This is a genomic window from Rhizobium sp. CCGE 510 (genome assembly GCF_000292525.1).
In the GTDB taxonomy this organism is placed as follows: domain Bacteria; phylum Pseudomonadota; class Alphaproteobacteria; order Rhizobiales; family Rhizobiaceae; genus Rhizobium.
The window spans coordinates 52,860-76,411 of the sequence record NZ_AEYF01000048.1 but is presented as its reverse complement, the minus strand read 5'-3'; the positions used below and the strand labels follow the sequence as shown (position 1 = coordinate 76,411).

The following is a 23,552-nucleotide window of genomic DNA, read 5'->3' as shown; positions in this document are numbered from 1 at the left end:
ATTGTCCCGAGATCGATTTTCCTTTGGGTGGCGAAGTTGGACGAAGCTATTGTTCGTCGCTTCCGCAGCGGTCGTTGTGGAGGCGATTGCAGGTCTCACCAGATCGCGTGTCGTCTGCGTGACGCCACTCTATAGCCCCCTCGGACACGGACGTGGCCAGAAACAAGCCTGCTTCCAACAGCGCGCGGATGCCACAGAATGTGACGAGGTCTCGCGCTGAGACCCTGAAGAACAAGCTTTCACTGGTTGGCCTTATGATCGCGCCTCCACCTTCGAAAGCTATAAACCTGTCAGGTCCCACGGAGACGAGGGATTGGTAGAAGTCCTCGATTTGCGTGCAGATCTTGTCGGCAACGTGCTGCGTGCGCGAGATAGCGACACACGCTTCGGCGACATGAACGCCCTTTGGAACATCTTCCTCACCCGCGATTGATGGCCCTCGTGGAAGGACCAGATGCGCGTTGCCCGGCGGGCTCAGCTCAACGAAGTGACGGATTTCGCCAATCGATTTCTTCATGCTGTTCCTGCCTGTTTGAAGAAAAAAGGCTTTTCGAGATGGCAAAGCGCTGAGGGCTGCTCAACGTGATGGAGCGCTTTCTGCTGACGCGAACGTTGTTCCCGTTGAGGCTCGTGAAGACGTGACGCAGTTGCGCTCACGCGACGGTGACGATGAGGAGTCGCTAAAGGGTCCAGGATCGCCCCGATAGCCGCCGTGCTTCGGATTCCGGGTAAAGGCGGTAAGGAAGGTCCGCATAGACATATTCTGCCGGAATCGCGGGTGGGGACAGCTTCGATAGGAACAGGTCGAGATTCTGCTGACTGTTGCTGGAGACAAGCGTGTAGAAATTGCCGCTGTTCCAGGTGACGAATGAGTGTCCAAAGAACCGGCTTAGTGTTTCGCTCATCTCCGAAAGGGTGACTTCGTTTCGATCCATTCGCGTCAGCACCGTGTCTTCCTTCGCGCGAATATCTGACGCGCTGAAGAAGCGAGCTTTGAAGCTATGGTCCTTCTGGCGTTCCCGCCGCCGATATTCCTCGTCGTCTTCATGCCTGAACTTCTCGACGAACATGAAGAGCCCGTTGGTCTTGAGATGCTGCGAGACGAAACGGATCTGATCGAAGCGATTTGGCGAATACATCTGGAAAGTCGTGTCCTCGAGGATGATATCGAAACCGCTGCCAAACTTTCGGAGCTCCACGTCTTCTTGGACCCTTTGCGATGTCAAATGATGAAATGGTCCGTGAAAAAACATGGCGTGAGGAGGAACGCCATAGGCATAGAAGCTTCTGAGGTTCTCGACGTTGGGACTGCAGGACAGTGTTTCTATCCTGCCATTACCAAGTTCGCCGATCACACGAGCCATCGTCCCTTCGGCTGTACCTAGCGTGTAGAGCTGCAGTTGACCCTTTCTGGCCCGCGCGTATTTGAGGATCGCGCTGCCTAAACGGCACTCTTCTTCGAGCCGGTAGGGTATGCTGCTCAAGTAGTGCTTATCAAACGGACCTTGGCGCAGCGGATGAAGGGCTGAAAAGCGCCTGAACGTCATGTCCACTGGGAACAAGCGGCGATCGAGCTCAGGCGGACGGATAGGCATTCCGGCCTCACCGGATGCGGTCGTCGAAAAAAACTCAGTAAGCTCGTTAAGACGAGGGGCGCGGTCGCACTCCTCAATGAAGTCGGCAAATTCACGCATGCGAAAGCCTGCCTTTCTCTCGCACCATCGCGTTTTCCGGGTTTCAGGAGGAAATCGCGCATCTTAAAAGATTGTTGCCGTCAGCGATGATGTCGGCAGAAGATGATCGCGAACGTCATGTTTTCGCATCCACGATTTTGATTGGTTTTCATGAAATTGACATGAAATTCGACCTGAGGTTAAAGCCTGGCTTGTCGACAACTTGGGGTGAGGTAGGGTCGCTACCACACCGGTTTTTCAGGGGAGCAGCTTTCGAGTGGGGATCATTCCATCAATTCACCCCGAGAGGATGAAGAAGTCACAAGGGGAGATCATCCTTCACCAGCAAGGCCATTGGAGCCATGCCCGCGCGGATGTCGTTCGCCGGCGCAGTCTCGGGCGACAGGTTATCGACGTTGTCGCGGATGACCACCTGATCTTCCTCAACATAAGGGGTACGGCGGCATCCGGCGAAAACTTTCTGGACGGACGAAGAGTCGAGTTCAGTCCGCGTCCAGACGGCTCGCTTGTTTACATTCCCCCCGGTTGCCATTGGAGCGGTTGGGATGAAGGGGATGCTGAGGGTTGTTATCTTATGATAACCGTGACGCAGGATTTTTTTTCCAACCTCACGACTAAGCTGCCGCGCGTAGGCACCTTACGTCCGGAGCTTGGATTTAGAGATCTGCCAATCCAATGCTTGGCGCGGCAGATTGCCGGAGAACTTTCACACGACGATTCCATGGGGGGCCTGATCGTTGAAGGGCATCTCGCGTCTATCTTCGGACTTCTGCAGCGCCGTTCCGGCACATCTGGCAGATTGTCTCGAGGAGGATTGTCGCCTACGGTTCTCAAGCGGGTGATAGCGCGAATTGAAGCTCACATCGATCGACCTCCGAGCGTGCGCGCTCTGGCTGAAGAGGCGGGATTGACCTACGAGCATTTTTCCCGCGCTTTCAAGCAGTCGCAAGGCTCGACGCCCTATGGCTTCTATAACCATCGCCGTCTTGAACGCGTGACCGACCTTCTCCGCACGACTGCGATCAGTGTGACCGAGATCGCAATCGCCTGTGGCTACTCCAGCGGGAGCCACCTCTCGACCAGATTTCGCCGAGAGACGGGATTTTCCCCCGCGGAGTACCGGGCGCTCTGGAAGGAATAGCCTGGTTCTGAACGGGAGATAATATCAAATTCGTGAAAGCCGCCAGCTATTCGAAGGAATAGCATGTCCGCATGAACCTGCCAGTAGGGAGTGTGGGTGAAGTGGGCGCAACAGAAAGCAGCGGCATTGGGTGTTATGCCTCTCGCGGCATCTATCTCTTCTGTGTTCTGGCGTCGGCCACCGGCCGCAATGTCTACTTCGTGCTGGCGGCATGGGTTGCGACAGATGTCAGCAAGAGCGCGAGCACTCTTGCCATCCTTTTGGCGCTCGGCAGTGCCGCCGAGTTGCTCACCAGCAATGTTGGCGGCGTTCTAGTTGATCGATTTGATCGTCGCTTCGTCTGTATCGCTTGCGATTTATCCAGGTTGATCCTCATTTTTTCAACGGGCATTGGTCTGTCGTTCGGTGACCCACTTAGTGTTCTTTGCCTATCGTGGACCATCTTCGCGTTCATCGACAGAACCTATTCGACTGCGCTGCAGGCCATCATTCCAGACATCGTGCGTCCTAAGAACCTCACTCCATTCAACTCGGCGTCTTATATTGCGATGCAGGCGGGCAATCTCATCGCCGCCATCGTCACCGGGTACAGCTTAACCGCCATCGGGATGAATCTGACGTCGATCCTGCCCAGCGCCTTTTTCGGCCTATCACTGTTGGGGCTGCTGGCACTGCTCGGCCGACAGCCGCTTTCTCGTTCTCGATCGGATTTGCAGGCAAAGAGCATTCGTCGGATGGATCTGTTGCCGACGACCTTCGCCGTTCACACACTGAAGACCATCGCCGTCATGTATGCGCTGACCTATGCGATGGGCATGCTTGTGAGTGTGTTGGGCGCCGCATATGTCACCCGTGAACTCAAGGGGTCGGCGCTAGAGTTCGGTTATCTCGAGGCAGGGTGGGCCCTCGGTTCGATTGCGGGCTGTTCAACCCTTCTTCTCAGAAGGGCGCGTTCGCGACGACAAAGCATCCTCTTCCAGTCGGCGCTCGCTGGCATTGTTCTGTTGGGCTTTGCTGTTTTCCAGAGCTTTTTGTCCGCGCTCGTTCAAATGGTGTTGCTTGGCTTCTGCTACAATGTCACGCGGATCCTGATCGATGTACGGGTTCAATCGACTGTTTCGATCGACATGTTGGGGCGGGCGCGAAGCCAGATCCACACGTTCTGTGTTTCGATAGGGCTTCTTGCGTATGGCATCTTCGGGACCATCGGAGACGCAATTCCACCTTCCGGGATTTTCGGCCTCTTCGGGGCGCTGATGGTGACCGTCGCGCTCTTCTTTCACTTTAACATGGATCGGGGAGCGCCGGTGGAAAGGCGGTTCGTCTGAGGATGGAGACGTCGCCCAATAGTGACCTGGTTTCAAAAGGTGAGGTGTTGGCCCTCATTTTTGAATTATTCCCTTGGTTGCGTCAGTTTGAGCAGGCAACGCTGAACGACTACGCAAAGGCGGCCTTCTCGGTTGGATCGGATCGATCGGGGTGCGTCGCGCGAAGCCAGGCAATGTCTTTATTGCGGTCACGCGTGGCGTCCGTCGCGCAACGTCAGAGTTATTCAGCAGAAGCCGCATCGCGCCTTCAAACCGAAATCGAAGTCGCTCCGGTGCTGCAGTGTGGCCCCCACCTCCACCTGTTGATCGAGCCTGACGCATTTTACACCCATCTGTTCTCCCTGATGGGACTTCGCGCGCATGGCAGGACATCCTATATCTCCTACGCTTGCTCGACAGTGAAGTTCGTAGAACGCGGTCGCAAGGGTCCGGCCTGGCTCCACGTCGATGGCGATGCAGTCAATGTCTTCGGGCTGTCGCGCAGCAAAATGATCCCCTACAGCATTCTTGGCAGAAACGGCTGCTACAGGTTCCATCTTCAAAACGTCGACAGGCCCGGTCACGACTCGGAGGCAATTTCGTGCTTGCGAGACCTTTTGCCTCGCGGCGAATTCCAGTCGGCGGCAGAGGCGATCAAAGCGGCAAATCTTTGCCTCTGGAAGCGGTATTCTGACAGCCAGGTCGATTTTCTTCAGCTTGACGATACCGACGTTGCCGATCTGGTCGCGGATCACCTTTCCGATGGCCGGTCCTGGCTGCGAGTCTCGTTGATCGAGGACCGAGCATTCGCGATGCGCCTCACTCATTGCATCGATCAACTCGCTGACACGGCTTGGCGAGGTTGGCTGAAAAACTCGACGCATTTTTTCTGGGGCTGCATTGAAGGGCGGCTTTTTCCACTTTGGCTGGATGGCAGGGTCCTCCGGTCTAAGGCGACAGATGATGTCTGTGTTGAATTCTCGCCGCCAAGTCTTGTGGAGGCCCTGAGAACTGGCCGGATCGTTCCGAACCTTCTGCTGATGTTCATCGTAACGTCGATCCTGCCTGGCGTGCGTGTCCTGGGTGGAAGTCGGCATACGATCTATTATCCGTTGATGCGCTGGGCATTCTGCGAGGCGTTGAGGAACAACCATCGTGACACACAGCTTCTCAACGCACTGTCAAAGGACGAACGGCCGGGGGTTTGGGGCCATCGCATCATCTCCTCGCCGTGCGAGCCGTTTTCGCTGTTGAATGCTTTTAGCCGTGGGGGAATTGAAACGCTTATCGAGCAGTTCGGCAAGATGAGCATTATCGACGCTTGCGGGCCCTTTTCCAGCTTCACCCAGGACCCCCTATGGGCGGAGCTTGCGGTGGCCTATTCCTCCGGGAGAGTGGGCAGACAATCCTCGCAATGGGCGTTCCGCTGATCGCACCTCCTTTGGTTTTCTGACCACTTTACCGCCCGAAGCGTGACTTCTCGCTCTTGAGACAAATGTCCGCGCGTAAAGCGAAGCTATTGAATCTTGTAAAGAATTCGGTTGCGCGGCGGGCGGATTTCAACTAGGTTTCGCAGCGAGGCAGTACGCGCTGCCTTGGGGATTAGAACCCCCTACGAGCGGTTGGTGCCGGCCGATTCGGCACCACACTCCTTGACCTTCGGTCGAGGAGCCTGTGGCGTATGTCCAGGTTCCTCGGAACTAAAGGCCATAGGGCCGTCTCGTACGGTGTTCTAACTCCCCGATCAGTGGGTTGAGCGAGTTATTCCGCGGGGGCGCACCGCGTGAAACTCGCCATCGGGGTGTCCACCATGAAGCGCTATGCAGCAGCCCAGGTCCGGACTTCGAGGCCGGCGCAAGCCGAACTGTCGAATGTTGCACGCGAGTCGGTGCATCCGGTCGATCGGCATGTCGGACAGCAAATCCGTATCCGTCGAATGCAGTCGAATGTATCCCTAGGGGATCTTGGCGCCGGCATCGGGGTGAGCTTGCAGCAGGTGCAAAAATATGAAAGCGGCAAGAACCGCGTCAGCGCTTCGATGCTCTACGAGCTTGCCAATTGCCTCAAGATCCCTGTTTCGAGGTTTTTCGAGGGCCTTCCAGATCCGGAAACCCTTCAGGGCCAGCAATTAATAACAGAGATCGATGAGAAGATTGCCTACATTTCCACGGCGGAGGGACGGCGTCTGATAGACGACGTCTTGCTCCTTTCACCGCGTGTGCGCAGCCGCGTCGTTGCCCTTGTCAGCTCGATTGTCGATGAAGAGATGGAAGAACACAAGGAGGTTTCCCGATGAAAAGACAACAAGAGCGCGGCCGCAAATTGGTCAGCGGTTAGTAAAGTTCTCGTCGCGCACTGCGGGTGTATCCCGCATCTAAAAAGCGATCTGGCCGACGTTCTTCTCTCGGTCAACCACAGTGCCAAGACCGGCACTGCGGTTGGCAAGATCGTCAAGGATGTCTGCCGCCACTCTGCCATCGGCAAGCACAGGGAAGGGGAGGCGATCGTGTGCAGGATTCGATAATGCCTCGGCTCCACCGATCACAATCGGACGCAAGCGTATATTTTCCAGCCGTCCGCTAGATCCAAAATTGCAGCTAGCGATGACGCTCCTCCACACTTCCGGCGGGCTCCATTGCTGTTCGTCCTTTTCCGTATGGAAGAGGAAGTTACCAAGGCCGTAGAAAATTGGCGTATTCCGATATATCTCAACCGCTTGAAGGACCGGAGCGCCATGGCTGACAAAGAGGCCTGCGCCCGCGTTCACGCAATCGTGCGCAAATTCCCGGACCCAGGCGGGGACTTGCTGCCAGTTCGGCTCCCAATGGTGATGATGCAAATACACGATGACGAATGTGTCGCGGCCCGCTTCTTCCGCAATCGCCGAAAGGTGAGCCGAGGCGCTGTGCCGGTCCACCACGATGCGGCGAGCTGTCTCATCTGATCTGCAAAACACGGTTCCGTAGAAATCGATTTCGTCTTGGCCATGAAGATCAGGCGGATCCTCCGGCTGGGCATAATTCGCGCGCTCCAAGGGCGAACTTAGAAGACGTTCCTGAATGGAGCGAAGCTGGTCGAATGTTCCCGCGTCCAGGTCGAATACCCTGGAGACTTTCAGACTATTGATGCCGGGCCTTGCTATCCTGCCCTCAGTTGCGTCCTCGGCGTACATGAAAGACGGGCCTGGCCCGGCATCCATGGCAATCAGCGCAACATTTCGGGATCCGAAGGTCATTTTCTGTGCCGTGGAAGCATGATGCTTGTTGTGTCCGATGCCGGCATGCAGGAAATTGTGCGCCGCAACCTCCTCCAATGTCGACAGGATCCCCGGCGGTCCAAGATCGAAAGCATGGTTATTTGCCAGAGCCAGGCTATTGAAACCGAGCTCCTTTAACGCAGCTAAGACATCCGGCGCTGCGGCGCCGAAATAGCTGCCTTTGAGCGGCCATCCACCATGACGACCATAGATAGTCGTCTCGAGATTGGTGAAGGCAACATCGCTTGCTTTGAGAATCTCGGCGATTTCAGCGAGCCGTGGATCGCCGATCGCTCGAAGATCATGACGAATGAGCGACTGGCCGGTGACAGCAATGGAAAAGGGTGCGGACATATGGTCTACCTTCGATCTTTGGGATTGCTGATTGCTCACGCGCTGCGGCTTCGGGGGAAATGCGTGTCTTCGAGCCAGTGTCTAGTTGGATGTCTGCGGCGAAACATCGATCTTGAACCATTGCTCGCTCAGCTGCTTCAAGGTTCCGTCGCTCGTGGCCGCCTCGATGGCACTATCGAATGCCGCAACGAGTTCGCCGTCGTCTTGCCGAAGTCCGACCCCGACCCCCGGGCCCCACAGGCCACCGGAGAGCTGCGGGCCGTAGAGCGTTGCAATCCCACCATCCATGCTGTCGAGAAAGGCCTTCCAGGTGAAATAGTCGGCAAGGCCGCCATCGATGCGCTCAGCTACGAGATCGAGATGCATGTTGTCCTGGGAATCGTAGCTCCTGATCGTCGCGACTTTTCCGAACAGTTCATTGAGCACCGCTTCCGAATTCGATGATCGCAACACGCCTAGAGTTCTGCCGTTGAGAGCGGCTCTAAGCGTCTCGATCATTGCCTGCTTTTCAGGGTCGATAGTTGTGAGGTCGAGCTCGGCCGACGTATCCGTGGGCGGAAGATTGAGGTCTTTGCGCATGACGAGTTGGTTGAAACCTCCGGCGTAGGGCTTGGAAAAAGCGATCGATTTCTTCCGCTTCTCAGTTATCGCCATCCCCGACATGATGGCATCGAACTTTCCAACGGTGAGCGCCGGTATGATTCCGTCCCAGTCCTGAGGCACGAAAGTGCATTCGAACTTCATCCTCCGGCAAAGATCGCGGCCGACGTCGATGTCAAAGCCGGCGAGCTCCCCTTGGGGAGTGATGGCATTCCAGGGCGGCGAAGCACCTTCAGAGGCGATTGTCAGTGTCTTCCTGTCCATTGCCCCCGCATTGTTGGCGCAGACGACAAGAGACAGGGCAAGCAGAAGTGTTCGTTTCACAACGATGTTCCTTTCATTGCTGAGTTTGATTGTTGGCGTCCGGGATGTGGGCTGGCGTCAAGTTTCAGCCGAGGCGAGAGGCGGCTTTCCGTTCGCTCTTCGAGGTACAGGTTGCGCCGGCGATGGACGGTTAGCCGTCGGCGTCCAACGCGTCTCCAGCATCTGGAAACCTTGCGTGATCAAGAGGGTAAGCAGCAGGTAGAAAGCCCCCGCGGCAATGAAGACCTCGTATGGGGCGAATGTCTCCGACACCAGCTGTCGGGCGAGCCCGGTCACCTCAAGCAGCGTGATGGTGCTTGCAAGCGAGCTTGCCTTCAGCATTCCAACCACCTCATTTGCATAGGCGGGAAGAGCGATCCTCAGGGTCAAAGGGAACACGATAAGACGGGCAGTGTGGAAACGGGATAGCCCCAAGGCTTTGGCCGCTTCAATCTGCCCACACGGGACCGCCTGGATCCCGCCGCGCAGAACTTCTGTCGTATGGGCGGCGCTGTTCAGGGTGAAAGCAATGAAGGCGCACCAGAATGGCTCTCGCATCACGGCCCATAGAAAGCTTTGGCGGACGAGGGGAAGCTGACCAATCCCATAGTAAATCAAGAAAAGCTGAACCAGCAGCGGCGTACCGCGAAACGCATAGGTATATGCCAGCACGGGCGCGGAAGCCCACGGATTTGATGACGCCCGTAGGAAGGCGAGCGGGACCGAGATGGCGAAGCCTGCGGCAAGCGATGCGAATGTAAGAACCAGAGTGAGAAGAAGGCCGCGGGGAAGGGTGAGAAACGCGTCAAGCGCGATGGTCGTGCTCATCGCCTCAACCTTTCATCGCCGGGAGCGAATAGCGGCGCTCCAATAGCCGGAACGAAAGAAGGGACAGGCTTGTGAGGGCGAGGTAGATTGCCGACGCTGCGAGATAGAAGGGGAGTGGAGCGCGCAGTGAGCCAGCGCCTATATAGGCGACGCGCATGACGTCCGTCAGCCCGACGACGGAAATCAGCGATGTATCCTTTATCAAGGAGATGCAAAGGTTACAGAATGCCGGCAGAGCGATCGGGATCATCTGGGGAATGATGACCAGAAACCAAATCTGCGAGTTCGAAAGCCCGAGCGCCGCTGCAGCCTCGCGTTGGCCTGGTGCAACCGCGTTGATCGCACCACGGAATATTTCCGCTGCGTACCCACTGAACACGACGGTCAATGCCGCGACACCGGCCGCAAATGCATTGATTTCGATGTAGCCACCGGCAATCGCGCTCAAAAAGGCGGTTCCGCCGAAATACGTCAGGAGGATGATCAGAAGTTCCGGAACACCCCGGATGATGCCCGTGTAGGCCCGCATGCACGATGAAACCGACTTGCGGGTCGAGTTGCGGAGAACGGCAATAAGCAAACCTAATAGGGTCCCGAAAGCGCAGCTCAAGGCAAACACTAAAAGTGTGTTCTTCAATCCAGATAAAAATTGATCTACAAATGCGTACAATGCAGTCCTCCAATATGCTTGCGAGCGCACCGAAATCGGAAAGGTATTCTCCCGGAATATACTAGGAGTTTGCCGAGATTTAACCGAGGGTAGATTGGATTTATTAGCTTAACCAGCGCTCTAAGTTTGGCGTATGTCAAAAATATACTTTGACTTGGCGCCGTCAATTTATAAGATTCAGGAAGTTTTGATAAGCGCAACTTATGAGGCGCGTCGCTCTATCACTATTGAGATTTCGGCCATGGACATCACCGACTCCGGAGTGAAGATCCGCCACCTTCAAATATTGCGGGAGGTCATGCGCGCCGGCTCGGAAAGGCTTGCAGCGCAGATGTTGCGAATAACCCAGCCGGCGGTCAGCCAGAACATCAAGCAGCTAGAGGAGACCGTCGGCTTCGCGCTCTTCCGCCGGGAAAACAACAGGCTGGTTCCAACCGTCAAGGCATGGGAATTTCTGCGCACAATCGACGCGGCGTTTGCCGGGCTTGATCGGATCGGACCGTCAATCGACTTCCTGCGGAACAACGATACGCGAATGATCGGCATCGCGGCGCCAAGCGCTTTCTCCTTCGCGACCTTGCCGAGAGTGGTCAAAAGGATCCGGGAGAGAAGCCGCTCTTACGCCGTTCAGGTGAAAACAGGAACGTATCAGCAGATCGCAGATCACGTGTTAAGCGGCCGCTCGGATCTTGGCATCTCCCGATTGCCTCTTGACGAGCGCATCCTTGATTGGATGCCGGTCGGCTCGGCCACCAACGTATGTCTTTTTCCGGCCAACCATCGATTTGCGGCACAGCAGCTTGTCACTGCGGAAGATCTTGCTAGCGAGGCGATCATCGACATCGACCCGCAATTTGCCTCTCATCAAATGAGCGTCAATGCCCTTCGATATATGGGAACCGCTCCTGACATCGCCGTGGAATATGACGCGAATGGCCACGACATTGGCTATGTCATGGCAGGGATCGGCGTTTCGATTACGAACGAGATCATCGCGAGAGAATATGCTGACTTCGGCGTCGCGTTCCGCCGATTTCAGCCAGGGGCAATATATCACTACGTCGTCATCTGGCAAAAAGATCGAAAGCTGAGTGATGGCCTGAGATTTGCGCTGGAAGAGATAGTCGCGGCTTTGACAGATCGGGCTGCTTGACGATTGCATCGAGGTATGAACATCGCAATGGAGAACAGATATTGCGAGTCAGGCTGAACTGCGAATTATGCGCGAAAACGCTAGAGCGGGATGATTTTAGGTGGAATCGCGATTGGGATTCCCTCTGTTTACTTCTGCGGCGTCGCCCCGGCCGCTGCGAGCCTAAGCCTGCGCAGCCGTCGGTCTTCTCCTCGCGGCGGCGACGTTCCTCGTCTGCTGCTTCTTGCGCGATCGTGTTGGTGCGCTCGAGCGCACGCTGGCCGACGGTCAAGGTTCGTTTGATCCTTGATACCTATCGGAGCGACCGGTGTCCGTCATCACATACCATTCACACCCCGTATCGATGACCACGCCGCGACGATCCCCTCTGTCGAACGTGCGCAGTCGTCCGGGATCGACGGGTCGAGGGCCCCGTGTGCTCAGTGAGCCTTGATTGTGCCTGCCGTATGCGCCCCAGCGTAGTTGCTCTGTTTAGGTCGCATCAGGGCAGGATATGCTGAGCGAGCAAGATATTGCGTACCTCCGGCGGCGCATTGGCGAGGTACTCCAGGATGGACGTGCAACAGAATGGCAGCGACAGTTTCTAAGCGACATGCGCGAGAAGTTGGGCCGCTATGGGGTCCGGACAAAGGTGAGTGAAAAACAATTCGCGATACTGAAACGTCTCACGCACGAGCAGTCGCCGAAATTCGAAGTGATCTCTCAAGCCGGAACACTTCCACGTCAGCCGCGCCAAGAGCCTGTGAGCGAAATAAATTCACCACGGGCGCCGCTCCTTCGAACATCACGCCGACGCAATCCTTTCCCTCTCGGCAATCCGCTCCGCCCGAGAAATCCTTTCCGGAGCCGGAATCCCTTTCGCCCACGCTATCCTTTTCGCTCAGTCTCTGGTGCGGGGCGAGACAGCTTGCTGATTGTAATCGGATGCATCCTCGTCGTCGGCTTGATCGCCAGCTTTTTCGGCGGCAACGTCGGCAATATTCAGACTCCAAGTGAACCAAGTACCGTGACCAATGTGTCATCTCCGACTTCAAAAGGTAGAGCGAATTTCACGATCACCGACGGAGACACAATACGTTTGAACAATGGGACACGAGTGAGGTTAGTTGGCTTCAATACGCCGGAGAAGTTCGAGCCGATGTGTTCAAACGAGGCCAAGCTAGGGAACCGTGCCTCTGAGCGGCTGCGGGAACTGGTAGGCCACGCGGCGTCGACCAACGTTAGCTTGCGCGTGTTCGTGTAAGCCCGGCACCCAAGGGACCAAGAAATGCAATTACGGTCGGAGTTGCGGCAAGCTTGAGGTTGACGGTCGCGACGTCGGGCAAATCTTGATCAGTGAGGGCCTCGCCGTTCCCTTTGTATGCGGAGCGACCGGTTGCCCCCCAACTCCAAGGCCTTGGTGCGGGTAACTTTAATATGATTTCGCAAAAATATCGTTTTCAAAACGTTGGATTGTTCTGGACCCGCGCGACCAAGATCGCGACCACGAGCCTTTTTCTCGTCGCGTCCGTGGCGGTGCAGGCGTCACACGGGAATACTCCTTGCAGCGGACGAAAGGGAGGCGTCGATCACTGCCAAGGTGAGACCTTCATTTGCCGTGATGGCTCCGTCAGTGCCAGCAAGAAGTCCTGCGAAGCGACGATGGGCCCCGCCGGACTGTTGAGTTCTGACACAGAGGAGATGGAGCCGAGCGTCTCCCGAGAATGCTCCTGCCGTGGAGGGAGCTATTGCACGGGACCGAGGGGAGGGCGCTATTGCCTGACCGACAGTGGGAGGAAGAGCTATCTGCGCAAGTAGGTCTACCGGTGGCCGCCTCGATCCATAAAGGCCAAGGCGGCGGCGAAAGCCGCATAGCACAATGGAAACTGATCGGCGAGATTTTGGTCACCTGCTCCGCTGAGGATACGGTCAGGTCCAAGGCTGATCGTGTGGAGGCGCCGAGATTACGAGGGCGAAATTTTCCGTTCCAATCGTCCGAAGATCTCCTGTCTTTTCCGAAGCCTTAGGAAGACTCGGTAATAAGACCCCTCGTCCAGAGGTTCGAAATAGGCAGACGCCTTTGCAGGCGGCATTTTCACGACTCCAAACGCTAATGGTATCCACCAGGCTGAAGCGTCGCCGCATGATCCCGAACACCATCGCTGATCCGGGTGTTCGGCGGTCGGCCGATCGCCATGTGCCGGATCGACGCCGCACCGTCAGTGCTGATCCGGTCCAGCAGCCGCCGCACCTAGCGCTCGCTCAGATTAAGCACATGCGCCGCCGACACCAGCGTCATCCGGTCGGCGATCACCTTCGACAGAACCTCGATCCGCTGCAGATCACGTTCGCTCATCGCAATCAATCCCATCTGCATCTCCCTGGCGCCAGTCAGACGCGGGGAGTGTGACATTCCAACTTTGCAGAAACAGGAGATTTTACCTCCATGGCGCGCAGGAATGGCCAGACACTTTGCCAACGAGCCAGGCTTTGCTCTCGATGCTGAGAATCAACGGGTCGGTAGTTCGAACTGGTTCAAGGCGGTCATGGTTTCGGGCACACGACCGACGTCAGAAAAAGCTGCACTGTCGATGCCAAAGTTTGCGATGTGTGTCGAAGGCGTTGTGATCAAGGTGTAAGAGGTGATCAGCATATTCGGATGGCATTGATCAATAATGCTTAGACAATTACAGAGTCGGCACCCTTTCGGCGTGAAAGGAGCTTTCGCTGTCGCAGCGACGAGTATGGAATGAATACTAGCCAAAATATAGTTATCGCTGCGATCACTGTAGCCAGAAAGCCCGTTCTGACAGGCAGCGGCGGAGCTTTAGTGGCTCCGTAAGGAATTGATGTGTCGTTGACTACCGTGTAAAGCGCAAACAAAAAGGATGACAGCGCGACCACCGCTAAGCTTTTGAACACCAAAGCAAACAGGGAGATCTTGGTAGAAATCCTCTCCGTAAGCGCTAGAAAAACGACCGTCGTTACGAGAATTGAGAATAGCTTCAATATCTCTTTCGGGAAAAATCTTAATGCGAAATCTTTCATAAGAGGCATGCAGGTGTTGAGACTGCTCTGCAGGTAAGCACATTTCTCGTCGACTGTGAGCAATAGAATTCCCACAATCGCGAAAAGCGAGACAGCAGCAATTCCAAAAAGAATAATAGGCATTTTCAGAAAAGCAGAGGGTTTAGGTATTTGCAGACGGTTAAGGAGCGGATCGGAGCTGATCCAGTTGTTTTCCCTAACCATCCGCGCCCTCAAGAGAAAAGCAGCCCATAGGATCAGGCCGAACCAAAATAGGTCCGCATAGATAGATGAGACGAACAATGGAAGAATGCATCAATATAGACAATCGGGATGGCTTTGGTAACTGGGCGATCGAGGTCGCCAAGCAGATTGTCGGCGAAACAGGGTTTTGATCTAGCCAAGGCCGCGCGTGATGGAACCGAAGACGCAGTCCGGGAAGCATGCTCTTGGACAGGCTATCAACAACGCGCTCATGGAAGTCTATGACGGCCTCCTCGAAGATGCGCCAGAATAGGCCCACGAAACGTTCAACGGCTTAACAACACTGATCATCTCCAGCACCGCTAAACCAGGATGGGTTCGGCGTGGCATGTTCAAGCCGGTGACATCGCCCTTTGCGCCGCGGCCGGTGTCGCCAGCAAGGGGACAGACGTCATGGGGAGAAGTTTACGCCTTTGGTCTCGATGTTGCACAAGGAGCCAATTCCAGCGGTCACGAAGTACTTGGTATGCACCCGTGGGAACAACATGGGCGCTTCAATTGAACGGAAACTCAAATTTATGGCTGGCTCTGACAAATCACGGACGATCAGCGATAGTTCGGGTCTCCAGCGGGATTGCAGCATGAGGCCGGCAGTCAATACCAAAGGACATTACTGCGACTTCGCCGAATGCCGGTAATAGACATCCGCCAGAATGTGGTGGTCATGGCGGTAGACTTCGGCCATGATATTATAGAGGCTTGGATCGTGAGCCTCGAACTCTTCTGATGTAGCAATGGTGAGATTGCCTCGGCTGTAAGCCAAGTTCGTATTGAACCAAAATCGCGTGCCCTCGGCCCAATACTCATCGACGTTGTTCTCCATATAGGAACACGCCCAGAGGCCTTTCTCGTAGGCGTGCGAATAGGCACGTTCAACTCGTGCAACGAGATCAGGATCTACCGTGCGCAGCGCGTAGAAAATATTATGTGAGAATTCGTGAACAAGAATGTTCCCGCCGTAATACCGCGTGCCCGGCACGCCCATCAAATTCTCCACAGCTCCCGTCGTGTAGAGCCCGCCCATGCCGCGCGCCCTTTGTGCCCAGTAGTCTCGGGCAGTCATCTTGCCGATCGTGTTGGCGTAATCCCGCCGCTCGTCAGGGGTGAGACGTGGATCATCGGGAAGAGGCTTCTTCCAATCCCGCTGCTCGGGAATATCAGTCGTCGTCTCGTCAATTGCCATGACGCCCACCCGCGCTCCAGCCTGGATTAAAGCATCGCGGACATCACGGCGTTCTGACAACATGTAGAGGACAATGTCACGTGAGATCAATAGTGCCGTGTCTGGAACCTTGTTTGACGAAATAATAGGTATGCCCGCTGCGTCAGCATATTTGGCATAAAATGGATCCAGATTGAGTGATGTCGGTGGGCTGCGAACTATGAAAGTCTCGAAACTCGATACATCAGCCGCGGACAATGGCGAGTCAGATAAGACATTCTCAGCGCCGCCGAGTCTGCCTGCGGATGCAGCAAGAAGGTACCCACCGCACAACACGATCCCCATCGAGCATACGTCAATCATCGTGACCTCTCGTTAACGGCTGTCTTTCGTGAGACGACGCAACAACCGTGCCAGTCACTAAGTAGAATGCCGACGGGTACTGTGTCGAGTACTATCTTGCCGAGCGTTCGCGGGAAAGGTCATATTCCGAAGGGAAGCCGGATTATGACGTTTGGCTGCAGGCAACACGCTTCTCCACGCTGGAAGTTGCATTACTGTCCGATCAGCGCCCTGCGATTATAGCGACCCATGCGCCGTTTTCCGGACAGTCCGGTGGCAATTTTCATTTTCAAGAGAACCCCACATGGGCTTCTCATCCTGACCACGCTAACGTCCGGCGAGCTGTCGAAACCTTCGGACGAGCAGTTATGTGGCTGGCCGGGCACGTTCATTGGAGCCCGTGCCATGTAATTCGAGGGATGCGGCACGTAACGCTTCAGTCAGTTAGCTAAACATTTTCAACTCATCCTGCTCGCGCATTGAGTTATGCGATATCGATATCGATATCGATGACGAAATTGTCATAGATAATACATGGCAACGATCCGCTGAAAGTCGTTAGTCTGGGCGTGTCGAACATAGTTTAAAAGGCCTGCCCGTTGTCGATTACAAGTCCATTGCAGTAGATACCAGAAGAGGTTTCGGTAGGGCTGGTGCTTTCCCTTTTTGAACAGCCGGCGGCATCAGGCGCGGCTTCACCACTACGGTTAAGACACGTTTCCGGTCAGGGATGCACTTTAAGGGCCCGGTGGACTGGTCGCCCTTGGTGTTGCAGTCACGCCGCCAGTGACATGTGGCGCAGCCACGGAAAACGGCGGCGGATCGCCTTGAGGACATGGGGTGCGCCGTCGCGATCCTGTATGTCGGCAGCATGGATGAACACGAAGATCAGAAATCCAAGCGTATCGGTGACAATCTGACGCTTGCGGCCCTTAATCTTCTTGCCTGCATCATAGCCGGATATTCCGCCGCTTTCCGTGGTCTTGACGCTTTGGCTGTCGATAATCCCTGCCGTCGGTTGCGCCTCCCGTCCCTCGATTTCCCGCGCCGCCATCACCAGAAGCTGGTTGATGCTCTGCCACAGTCCGATCGCGCGCCAAGCATAAAAATAACCGCGCATCGTCGAAACCGGCGGAAAATCGCCCGGCAGCATGCGCCATTGGCAGCCGCTCGAGGCGATATAGAGGATCGCCTCCACGACCGAGCGCATATTCATCGTCCGACGCCGCCCGACACGACGCGCTGGCGGGATCAGCGGTTTGATCAACGCCCATTCCCGGTCCTTCAAATCACTTGGAAAACGAAGCACGTCTCAGTCATGCCCACGGCGAGCGATAGCAGTCCAGCTCATCGAAACCTCATTTGATTTAGCACCAATAGGAATCACAACTGCCTGTTATCGCTCAACTTCTTTTAAATCGGGCTCTAAGGCGTGAATTCGCAAACGTTCAGGCCAAAGTGAAATGACGCACAATCCACCGGGTCAGTAAAGCAATCGAGCGCGTATCGTTCCCGGAATCTGGCGAATCTCATCAAGGATGTCATCCGCTCTCTGGCCAATGCTCTCGGCCTCAATCACCACATAACCCATCTCGCCGTAGGTCTGCAGGAATTCGCCGACGATATTCAGTCCGCGGGACGAAAAAATCATATTCAAACTGTTCAAGATGCCAGGGCGATTTTCATGAACATGGATGAAACGTGTGCCGTTCGGTCGCGGAGGCAGTTGAACCTGGGGAAAATTGACCGCGCCCAGCGTCGAACCGACGTCCGAATATTCGACGAGCTTCCTTGAGACTTCCCCTCCGATGCGCTCCTGGGCTTCTTCGGTTGAGCCGCCAATATGTGGCGTCAGAATTACATTGTCCAAACCCTGTAGCGGCGTCTTGAAAAGTTCTTTATTGGATGCCGGCTCTTTCGGGAACACGTCCACAGCCGCGCCTGCGAGATGCCCTTCTTTCAAAACCGTCGCAAGCGCCTCAAGATCGACCACGGTCCCGCGGGAATTGTTGATAAAAACGGCTCCCTTTTTCATTCGGCGCAGTTCAGCCTCAGTGATCATGTTTCGCGTTGAACTGGTCTCTGGAACATGCATCGTCACATAATCTGAGATTTCGAGCAGTGCCCCGAGCGTCGCCATCGATTCTGTATTGCCGTGGCGAAGCTTGTCCGAGGGATCGAAATAGCGCACGTTCATGCCCATACTTTCCGCAAGAACGCCAAGCTGCGAACCGATATTGCCATAGCCAACGATGCCCAGCGTTTTCCCGCGCACCTCACGACTGCCGACGGCAGATTTTTCCCATCCGCCTTCATGAGCCGAAGCCGAACGCGGGAAGATCCGCCTGGTCAGCATGATGATCTCACCGATCACAAGCTCGGCGACCGAGCGCGTATTTGAATAGGGAGCGTTGAACACGGGTATCCCGCGTCGGCGGGCCGCATCCAGATCGACCTGATTTGTCCCCACAGAAAAACAGCCGACGGCCATGAGCTTCTTAGCCGATCTGAAGATTTCCTCTGTCAGATACGTGCGTGAGCGAATTCCCACAATATGTGCTTCGGCTATATGACTTTTAAGATCCTTGTCATCCAGAGCCTTCGGCAGATGCGTGAGATTGACGTAGCCGGATGACGAAAAGTAGTCCACCGCGCTCTGACTGATGCCTTCAAGCAGAAGTACGGAAATCCGGTCGCGCGGACGCGAAAGAGGTCGGGACATTGGTTTGCTCTCGATTTTCGGAATTCATTAATATACCGACAATGTGACTGAATCCTGTTGCCCTGTCTGTGAGCTTTTGTGGACTCATCTAGCAAATGATATAGATCTTTGGGCAATGCGGAACTGTCCGCTGGCGAGCCATATGTTCTACCGCCGAAGTCGGTTATGATGTGCAATTGTCCGTGGATCTGGCATAGACAAAGCGCCGTAGATCTGGCCGTCGCCGCTATTGTGATGTCCCTCGGCTCCTCGTTCTCAATACGTGAGTTCCGGGACAAGGTGGCGACAAACAACTTTCGCTGTTGCTGAGGATCAGGATACGATACCGCCAGCTGCGACCAATGCTTCCATTGTGTCGACATCGTGCAATGCTGAGGGACCGATATCGACTTCTACGACCGGCAGATTGGAGCCTCGGATAATATTTCGTGCTCCAAGGTCGCCCTTAAGATTGGCGACCTCGCCCAAGAGAGACCTGGGAAGGATCACGGGATTCCCGCGAACGCTCCCGCAGGTCGCGACAATAATCGGTCGACAACGATGAGCAAAGAAAGCCTCAATAAGCGAGTTTATGTCAGCTGTTGAAACCCAGGCATGTCGGCCAGCATGACCAGCGTTCCTTGCGCCGATCGCACGTATGTCGCCACCTACGGACTTGGTTTCACCGGCGAGTTCGTCGCTCTGATTAATGCAACGTCTAGGTTGGTTGACCTTCCTCCCCAAGAGCGCGAGCGCCAGCGGTGCTGCAGGTCTTCCCAGACGGAGCCCCACCGGCGCCTTGAGGCTAAGGCGTGAGCGTCAGTGCCAGTTGCCGCGGGTGTTTAATGCGGTCACGCCGCACCTGATGACAAGATTATTGTGTGAGTACCTGCAGACCTTCTTTCTGACTTATCGCCTGCGATCGGATCGCCGCTTCTTATGGGTCCGAAGCTTTCAATATTAGACCTGATGCCTTTTCTATATTGTGAACCATCATCAATTCGGCCTCGTCCGATGAACAATTTTATAAAGCTGCCCATGAACATTGCGTCCTCACCCGATGTTGAAAAACCCCTGTTAATGCAGCGGCAATCATCGGTTCGTCGAACCATGGAAATTGTTTTCGAGACCTGGAACTTCTTGATTCTTCGAGAAGCCTATTTCGGTGTGCGTCGGTTCGACAAATTTCAAGAGCGTTTGGGAATTCCACGGCAAACGCTTTCGTCCCGACTCTCGAGCCTTGTGGCAAATGAGATCCTCAGCACCGGAAAGCGGCCCAACGAGCCGGGGCAACAGTATTTTCTAACCCTCCGAGGTAAAGATCTTTTTCCGACGATGCTTTCGCTCATGGAGTTCGGCGACAAGTGGTTGACAGGGGGCAACGAAGCCCCGCTACAGTTGATTCATAAAAGTTGTGGGTGTGAATGCCATCCCATCACTGTCTGCTGCGAGTGTCTCGAACCTTTCACGGCTAAAGAAGTTGCGCCTCGCGACGGACCGGGCGCGGGGTATGCTCCGGTCGAGACGCGCCCGACATCTCGCAGAATCTCAGATTCGACACTTTTGGAAAGAGTGCGGCCATGCTCCGTCGCGCGGACGCTCGCGATCATTGGCGATCGTTGGAGCTTCCTCATTCTGAGAGAAGGCTGGTTCGGTGTTCGCCGCTTCGAGGAAATGCGGGAGAATCTCGGCATTGCGACCAACATTCTCGCGGACCGTCTCGCCCGGCTCGTACAGGCAGGGGTATTGCGCAAAGTTCCCTATAATGCGGGCGAACGCTTCGAGTATCGCTTTACGGAAATCGGCCTCGATCTGTACAAGCCCATGCTCGTCATGATGGCTTGGTGAGACAGGTGGCTCTCAGATGGCAAGCCACCGATGCGGCTTCGGCATAAGGCCTGCGGGCAGGATTTTTCCGCCATTGTGGTCTGCTCCGAGTGCAAGAAGCCCATCTCCTCCAAGGACACCGACTATATCCTGAGGTACCCATTTGACCTTTGAAGGGTCTCTTGTCCCATAGGGATTTCCAAAAAACGCGATGTTCGGGGTCAATCCGGCGTATCGGGGAACAGTCTCTTATGGCGAAGCATCTGGAAAATGCGCTCTGGAGTAACTGGCAGCGTTCTACCGACACGCCGAGGTGAGAAAGCGCGTCCGAGACGGCGCTTGCGATCGCCGCCGGCGCGCCGATCGTGCCGCCTTCGCCCATGCCGCGAAAGCCGCCGATATTATTCGGCAGATTTGCTTCGGTATGGACGATACCGCCAGCTCGGCCTCGATCAGTTCGTCGAAGGCCTGACTGGTCGCGGAAAGATCTTTCAGTCGATCGCTGATGAACTTGATCGGCCGCTTCAGCTTTCGTGCCAGCGCACAGACAAGGATTTCTTCGCCTTAGAGCGAGCCCTTGCCGCCGAAGCTGCCTCCCACATCGGGGGCGACGACGCGCATGCGTGTTTCCTGGGAGGCCGAGGCAACCCGAAAGCACATCGCGGATCACGCCCGGAATATTGGAGGACGTGTAGCGTGAGCGATTGTTTCCGGCTCTCCCATTCGGCGAGATAGGACCGGTTCTCCATGGCAGCCGCGGTCTTCCGCGTCATCCGGAACTTGCCTTTCACGGTGACCGCTGCATCCTTGGAACGCCGCGTCGACGTCGCCACGCTTGAACTCGCGGCGGATGATCGTGTTGGTGCCTGCCTCCTCATGCAGGAGGGGTGCATCGTCCTTGACCGCATTGATAGCGAAGGGCAGTGGCTCGTACTTGATACTGATATGTTCAAGCGCGTCTTCCGCCGCGTACCGGCTTTCCGCCACAATGGCGACGACCGGCTCGCCTACATATCGAACCTTCCCGCGTGCAAGTGGCCATAGGGGGGTGGCGTAATAACCAGGCATACGCGAGGTCGATATGGCAGGTTTGATCTCTCCTTCCAGGTCGCTCGCGTCATAGATCGCGACGACGCCGGGCACCGAGAACGCATCGCCGACATCGATGTTCAAGATTCGGGCATGTGGCTGGTCGGAGCGTCGCAGTGCGATATGCAACATACGGGCCGGCGCCATGTCATCGACATACTGACCAACACCCGTCAGCAGACGTGGATCTTCGGTGCGCTTGACCCGCTTGCCGACAAGTTTGGGCCGCAGCTGGACGGAGTGGTCCTGCTGGCTCATTCGTAGAACTCCACATCCTTTCGCAACCCTTGCCACTGCGCGTCGTCGTGGCCGGAAATGATGGTAGCTCCCCGCTCCCGAAGAGCTTTCAGGCAAGCGAGTGCCTCTGCGGCCAGCTCGTTGTTCCAAGTATTTCTTGGAGCGATACCGGTGTCGACGTTCGCCTGGAGCGGCGCAGCATCTGAAGCGAGTATAAATGAACCATCTTTTTCCAGCTCGACACGGGCGACGGTCATTCCGGGGGTATGACCCGGCATGGGCAGTAAGACGATGCGCCCGTCGTCAAAGACGTCATGCTCCGCATTGAAGGTCTGGAAACCCTGGGGCTGGTCCCATTCTCCTCGAAGATAGCCTTGATTTTCTGCATCGCTTGCCGTGGCGGCCTGCGCCTCCGCTTCGTGGCAGAGGATCGTTGCGCGCCGAAAGTACGAGTTGCAGCCGCAATGATCGGGATGGAGATGTGAACAGATCACAACATCTATGTCCTCGGAATCTAGAGCAAGAGTCTTCAACTGATGAACGACCGTCCGCTCTGGTGAAAAGATCGGAGTCATAACCTTGCTTAACCCGCCCCATCGCGCGCCTGGATCGATGGCGGCCTCCGGACTGCATCCGCTGTCGAACAGCGCGTTGCCTTGGGGATGGCGCACCAGGGTGGCGTGAACCGGCAACTCGATCGCTTCTTCCTTCGGTGCCCCGGGGACGTAGATGGACCGGCGCATACGGAGCCGGCCGCCTTCAAGAAAATGCATCTTCATCTCAGAGGTCCTCTCTCCCTAGCCAGTTCGCGGACGGCATTGACGATGTTTTCATATCCCGTACAGCGACAGATGTTCCCCGACAGCGCTTCCCTGATCTTCTCATCGGTTTCCAGCGGATGGTGGCGAAGAAGGTCGATGATCGCCACGATGAAACCGGGCGTACAAAATCCGCATTGCAGGCCATGATGCTGGCGGAACGCTTCTTGGATTCGTCCGAGTTTATCGACGCTTCCCTGGCCTTCGATGGTTTCGATTTCGCTCCCGTCGCCTGCACTGCAAGCGTCAGACAGGAGCGTGCGCTCCTTCCATCGAGAATGACGGTGCAGGCACCGCAAACGCCATGTTCGCACCCGACATGGGTTCCGGTCAGGCAAAGGTCCTGGCGCAGGAAGTCGCTCAGCAGCGTTCGTGCTTCGATCGTGCGCGTCATATACGCTCCGTTGACGCTGACGGTGATCGTCTTCTCACTCATCTCGCTTGAAGCCTTTCGTGGTTCGCGCGGCTCCAGGCGGCGCGAAGCGTTTGGCAAGGACGCCTGAGAGATGCCTGCGGTAATCTGCAGAGGCATGGATATCCGTGCTGGGCGTGAGGATTCCAGCCAGGCGATCCGCCACCGTATCGAGAACCGGCTCGGAAACATCCGTCCCCTCGATGATGCCCTCGATCTCTTCAAGCCGCAGCGGGGTTTCACCAACGCCCATCATGCCAACGCGAACGTCAGACGCCCTGATAGGAATGTCAAGCAATGCGATTTCGCCACTCGAGGGCGGCAACACCCAACCGTCAGGTGAGGAGATGGCATCGTAAACTAACGGAAATTGGATTTCGATGTCCGA

At 55.8% G+C, this 23,552-nt stretch carries 20 protein-coding genes and 5 pseudogenes; 10 read left to right on the top strand and 15 right to left on the bottom strand.

The window, feature by feature from the left end; translation table 11 throughout:
- Positions 1-46: 46 nt before the first annotated feature.
- Both RCCGE510_RS28730 and RCCGE510_RS28725 read right to left on the bottom strand, forming a co-directional pair.
- Entirely contained in the window at positions 47-517 is a 471-nt protein-coding gene (locus RCCGE510_RS28730; protein ID WP_007636129.1) for a hypothetical protein, read from the bottom strand.
- Positions 518-680: 163 nt separating this feature from the next.
- Positions 681-1,694: a class I SAM-dependent methyltransferase gene (locus RCCGE510_RS28725; protein WP_007636127.1), complete on the bottom strand. Its 1,014-nt coding sequence runs from the start codon at positions 1,692-1,694 to the stop codon at positions 681-683.
- 289 nt (positions 1,695-1,983) lie between these two features.
- On the opposite strand from RCCGE510_RS28725, the gene RCCGE510_RS28720 reads away from it, so the two are divergent.
- The 4 genes from RCCGE510_RS28720 to RCCGE510_RS28705 all read left to right on the top strand — a co-directional run bounded on the left by RCCGE510_RS28720 (position 1,984) and on the right by RCCGE510_RS28705 (position 6,438).
- The gene (locus RCCGE510_RS28720) at positions 1,984-2,835 is read left to right on the top strand and encodes an AraC family transcriptional regulator (protein ID WP_240539704.1); all 852 of its coding nucleotides are present in this window, start codon (positions 1,984-1,986) and stop codon (positions 2,833-2,835) included.
- Between the two features lie 71 nt (positions 2,836-2,906).
- Positions 2,907-4,163 (top strand): MFS transporter, encoded by a 1,257-nt coding sequence (locus tag RCCGE510_RS28715; RefSeq protein WP_007636123.1) that lies wholly within the window; start codon positions 2,907-2,909, stop codon positions 4,161-4,163.
- A 2-nt stretch (positions 4,164-4,165) separates the two neighbouring features.
- Entirely contained in the window at positions 4,166-5,572 is a 1,407-nt protein-coding gene (locus RCCGE510_RS28710) for a hypothetical protein (RefSeq protein WP_007636122.1), read from the top strand.
- A 380-nt stretch (positions 5,573-5,952) separates the two neighbouring features.
- Positions 5,953-6,438 carry a helix-turn-helix transcriptional regulator gene (locus RCCGE510_RS28705; RefSeq protein ID WP_037080157.1) on the top strand — a complete coding sequence of 162 codons (486 nt, stop codon included), beginning with the start codon at positions 5,953-5,955 and terminating at the stop codon, positions 6,436-6,438.
- A 78-nt stretch (positions 6,439-6,516) separates the two neighbouring features.
- Here RCCGE510_RS28705 and RCCGE510_RS28700 read toward each other — a convergent pair whose 3' ends face one another.
- The 4 genes from RCCGE510_RS28700 to RCCGE510_RS28685 all read right to left on the bottom strand — a co-directional run bounded on the left by RCCGE510_RS28700 (position 6,517) and on the right by RCCGE510_RS28685 (position 10,153).
- Positions 6,517-7,752 (bottom strand): CapA family protein, encoded by a 1,236-nt coding sequence (locus tag RCCGE510_RS28700; protein ID WP_007636118.1) that lies wholly within the window; start codon positions 7,750-7,752, stop codon positions 6,517-6,519.
- Between the two features lie 81 nt (positions 7,753-7,833).
- Positions 7,834-8,676: a transporter substrate-binding domain-containing protein gene (locus RCCGE510_RS28695; protein ID WP_007636116.1), complete on the bottom strand. Its 843-nt coding sequence runs from the start codon at positions 8,674-8,676 to the stop codon at positions 7,834-7,836.
- A 57-nt stretch (positions 8,677-8,733) separates the two neighbouring features.
- On the bottom strand, positions 8,734-9,483 hold the full coding sequence (locus RCCGE510_RS28690) for an ABC transporter permease (RefSeq protein ID WP_007636113.1): 750 nt from the start codon (positions 9,481-9,483) through the stop codon (positions 8,734-8,736).
- A gap of 4 nt (positions 9,484-9,487) precedes the next feature.
- A complete protein-coding gene (locus RCCGE510_RS28685) occupies positions 9,488-10,153 on the bottom strand; it encodes an ABC transporter permease subunit (protein ID WP_037080154.1) in 666 nt (221 codons plus the stop codon).
- Between the two features lie 241 nt (positions 10,154-10,394).
- Here RCCGE510_RS28685 and RCCGE510_RS28680 point away from each other — a divergent pair, with 241 nt between their 5' ends.
- From RCCGE510_RS28680 to RCCGE510_RS35735, 3 genes are all read left to right on the top strand, one after another.
- Entirely contained in the window at positions 10,395-11,306 is a 912-nt protein-coding gene (locus RCCGE510_RS28680; RefSeq protein WP_007636110.1) for a LysR family transcriptional regulator, read from the top strand.
- A 907-nt stretch (positions 11,307-12,213) separates the two neighbouring features.
- Entirely contained in the window at positions 12,214-12,549 is a 336-nt protein-coding gene (locus RCCGE510_RS35305; protein WP_052029510.1) for a hypothetical protein, read from the top strand.
- Between the two features lie 233 nt (positions 12,550-12,782).
- Entirely contained in the window at positions 12,783-13,103 is a 321-nt protein-coding gene (locus RCCGE510_RS35735; protein ID WP_116275685.1) for a hypothetical protein, read from the top strand.
- 313 nt (positions 13,104-13,416) lie between these two features.
- Here the strand turns inward: RCCGE510_RS35735 and RCCGE510_RS28665 are convergent.
- Positions 13,417-13,656, bottom strand: a pseudogene (locus RCCGE510_RS28665) (helix-turn-helix domain-containing protein); the annotation flags it as partial.
- Between the two features lie 88 nt (positions 13,657-13,744).
- Between RCCGE510_RS28665 and RCCGE510_RS28660 the strand changes: the two are divergent.
- A complete protein-coding gene (locus RCCGE510_RS28660) occupies positions 13,745-13,924 on the top strand; it encodes a hypothetical protein (protein ID WP_037080152.1) in 180 nt (59 codons plus the stop codon).
- A gap of 40 nt (positions 13,925-13,964) precedes the next feature.
- Here the strand turns inward: RCCGE510_RS28660 and RCCGE510_RS28655 are convergent, their stop codons facing one another.
- Positions 13,965-14,537 (bottom strand): hypothetical protein, encoded by a 573-nt coding sequence (locus tag RCCGE510_RS28655; RefSeq protein ID WP_157179955.1) that lies wholly within the window; start codon positions 14,535-14,537, stop codon positions 13,965-13,967.
- Positions 14,538-14,614: 77 nt separating this feature from the next.
- Between RCCGE510_RS28655 and RCCGE510_RS35730 the strand changes: the two are divergent.
- Positions 14,615-14,829: pseudogene (locus RCCGE510_RS35730) on the top strand (hypothetical protein).
- A gap of 357 nt (positions 14,830-15,186) precedes the next feature.
- Here RCCGE510_RS35730 and RCCGE510_RS28645 read toward each other — a convergent pair.
- The 3 genes and pseudogenes from RCCGE510_RS28645 to serA form a co-directional block, all read right to left on the bottom strand.
- Positions 15,187-16,101, bottom strand: coding sequence for a hypothetical protein (locus RCCGE510_RS28645; RefSeq protein WP_007636098.1), 915 nt, complete (start codon positions 16,099-16,101; stop codon positions 15,187-15,189).
- Between the two features lie 772 nt (positions 16,102-16,873).
- Positions 16,874-17,389: pseudogene (locus tag RCCGE510_RS28640) on the bottom strand (IS5 family transposase); the annotation flags it as partial.
- Positions 17,390-17,563: 174 nt separating this feature from the next.
- On the bottom strand, positions 17,564-18,802 hold the full coding sequence (gene serA / locus RCCGE510_RS28635) for a phosphoglycerate dehydrogenase (RefSeq protein ID WP_007636094.1): 1,239 nt from the start codon (positions 18,800-18,802) through the stop codon (positions 17,564-17,566).
- A gap of 1,017 nt (positions 18,803-19,819) precedes the next feature.
- On the opposite strand from serA, the gene RCCGE510_RS28625 reads away from it, so the two are divergent.
- Positions 19,820-20,629 (top strand): helix-turn-helix domain-containing protein, encoded by an 810-nt coding sequence (locus RCCGE510_RS28625; protein WP_192815365.1) that lies wholly within the window; start codon positions 19,820-19,822, stop codon positions 20,627-20,629.
- 408 nt (positions 20,630-21,037) lie between these two features.
- Here RCCGE510_RS28625 and RCCGE510_RS34555 read toward each other — a convergent pair.
- The 4 genes and pseudogenes from RCCGE510_RS34555 to RCCGE510_RS33890 form a co-directional block, all read right to left on the bottom strand.
- Positions 21,038-21,955: pseudogene (locus RCCGE510_RS34555) on the bottom strand (molybdopterin cofactor-binding domain-containing protein); the annotation flags it as partial.
- Positions 21,952-22,713, bottom strand: a complete 762-nt coding sequence (locus tag RCCGE510_RS28615; protein ID WP_007636088.1) for an N-acyl homoserine lactonase family protein — start codon at positions 22,711-22,713, stop codon at positions 21,952-21,954. The gene RCCGE510_RS28615 and the pseudogene RCCGE510_RS34555, both read right to left, overlap by 4 nt.
- Positions 22,710-23,188: pseudogene (locus tag RCCGE510_RS33900) on the bottom strand ((2Fe-2S)-binding protein). The gene RCCGE510_RS28615 and the pseudogene RCCGE510_RS33900 overlap by 4 nt, the downstream one beginning before the upstream one ends.
- Positions 23,181-23,417: a hypothetical protein gene (locus tag RCCGE510_RS33890; RefSeq protein ID WP_240539717.1), complete on the bottom strand. Its 237-nt coding sequence runs from the start codon at positions 23,415-23,417 to the stop codon at positions 23,181-23,183. Before RCCGE510_RS33890 ends, RCCGE510_RS33900 begins: the two are co-directional and overlap by 8 nt.
- Positions 23,418-23,552: the final 135 nt, after the last annotated feature.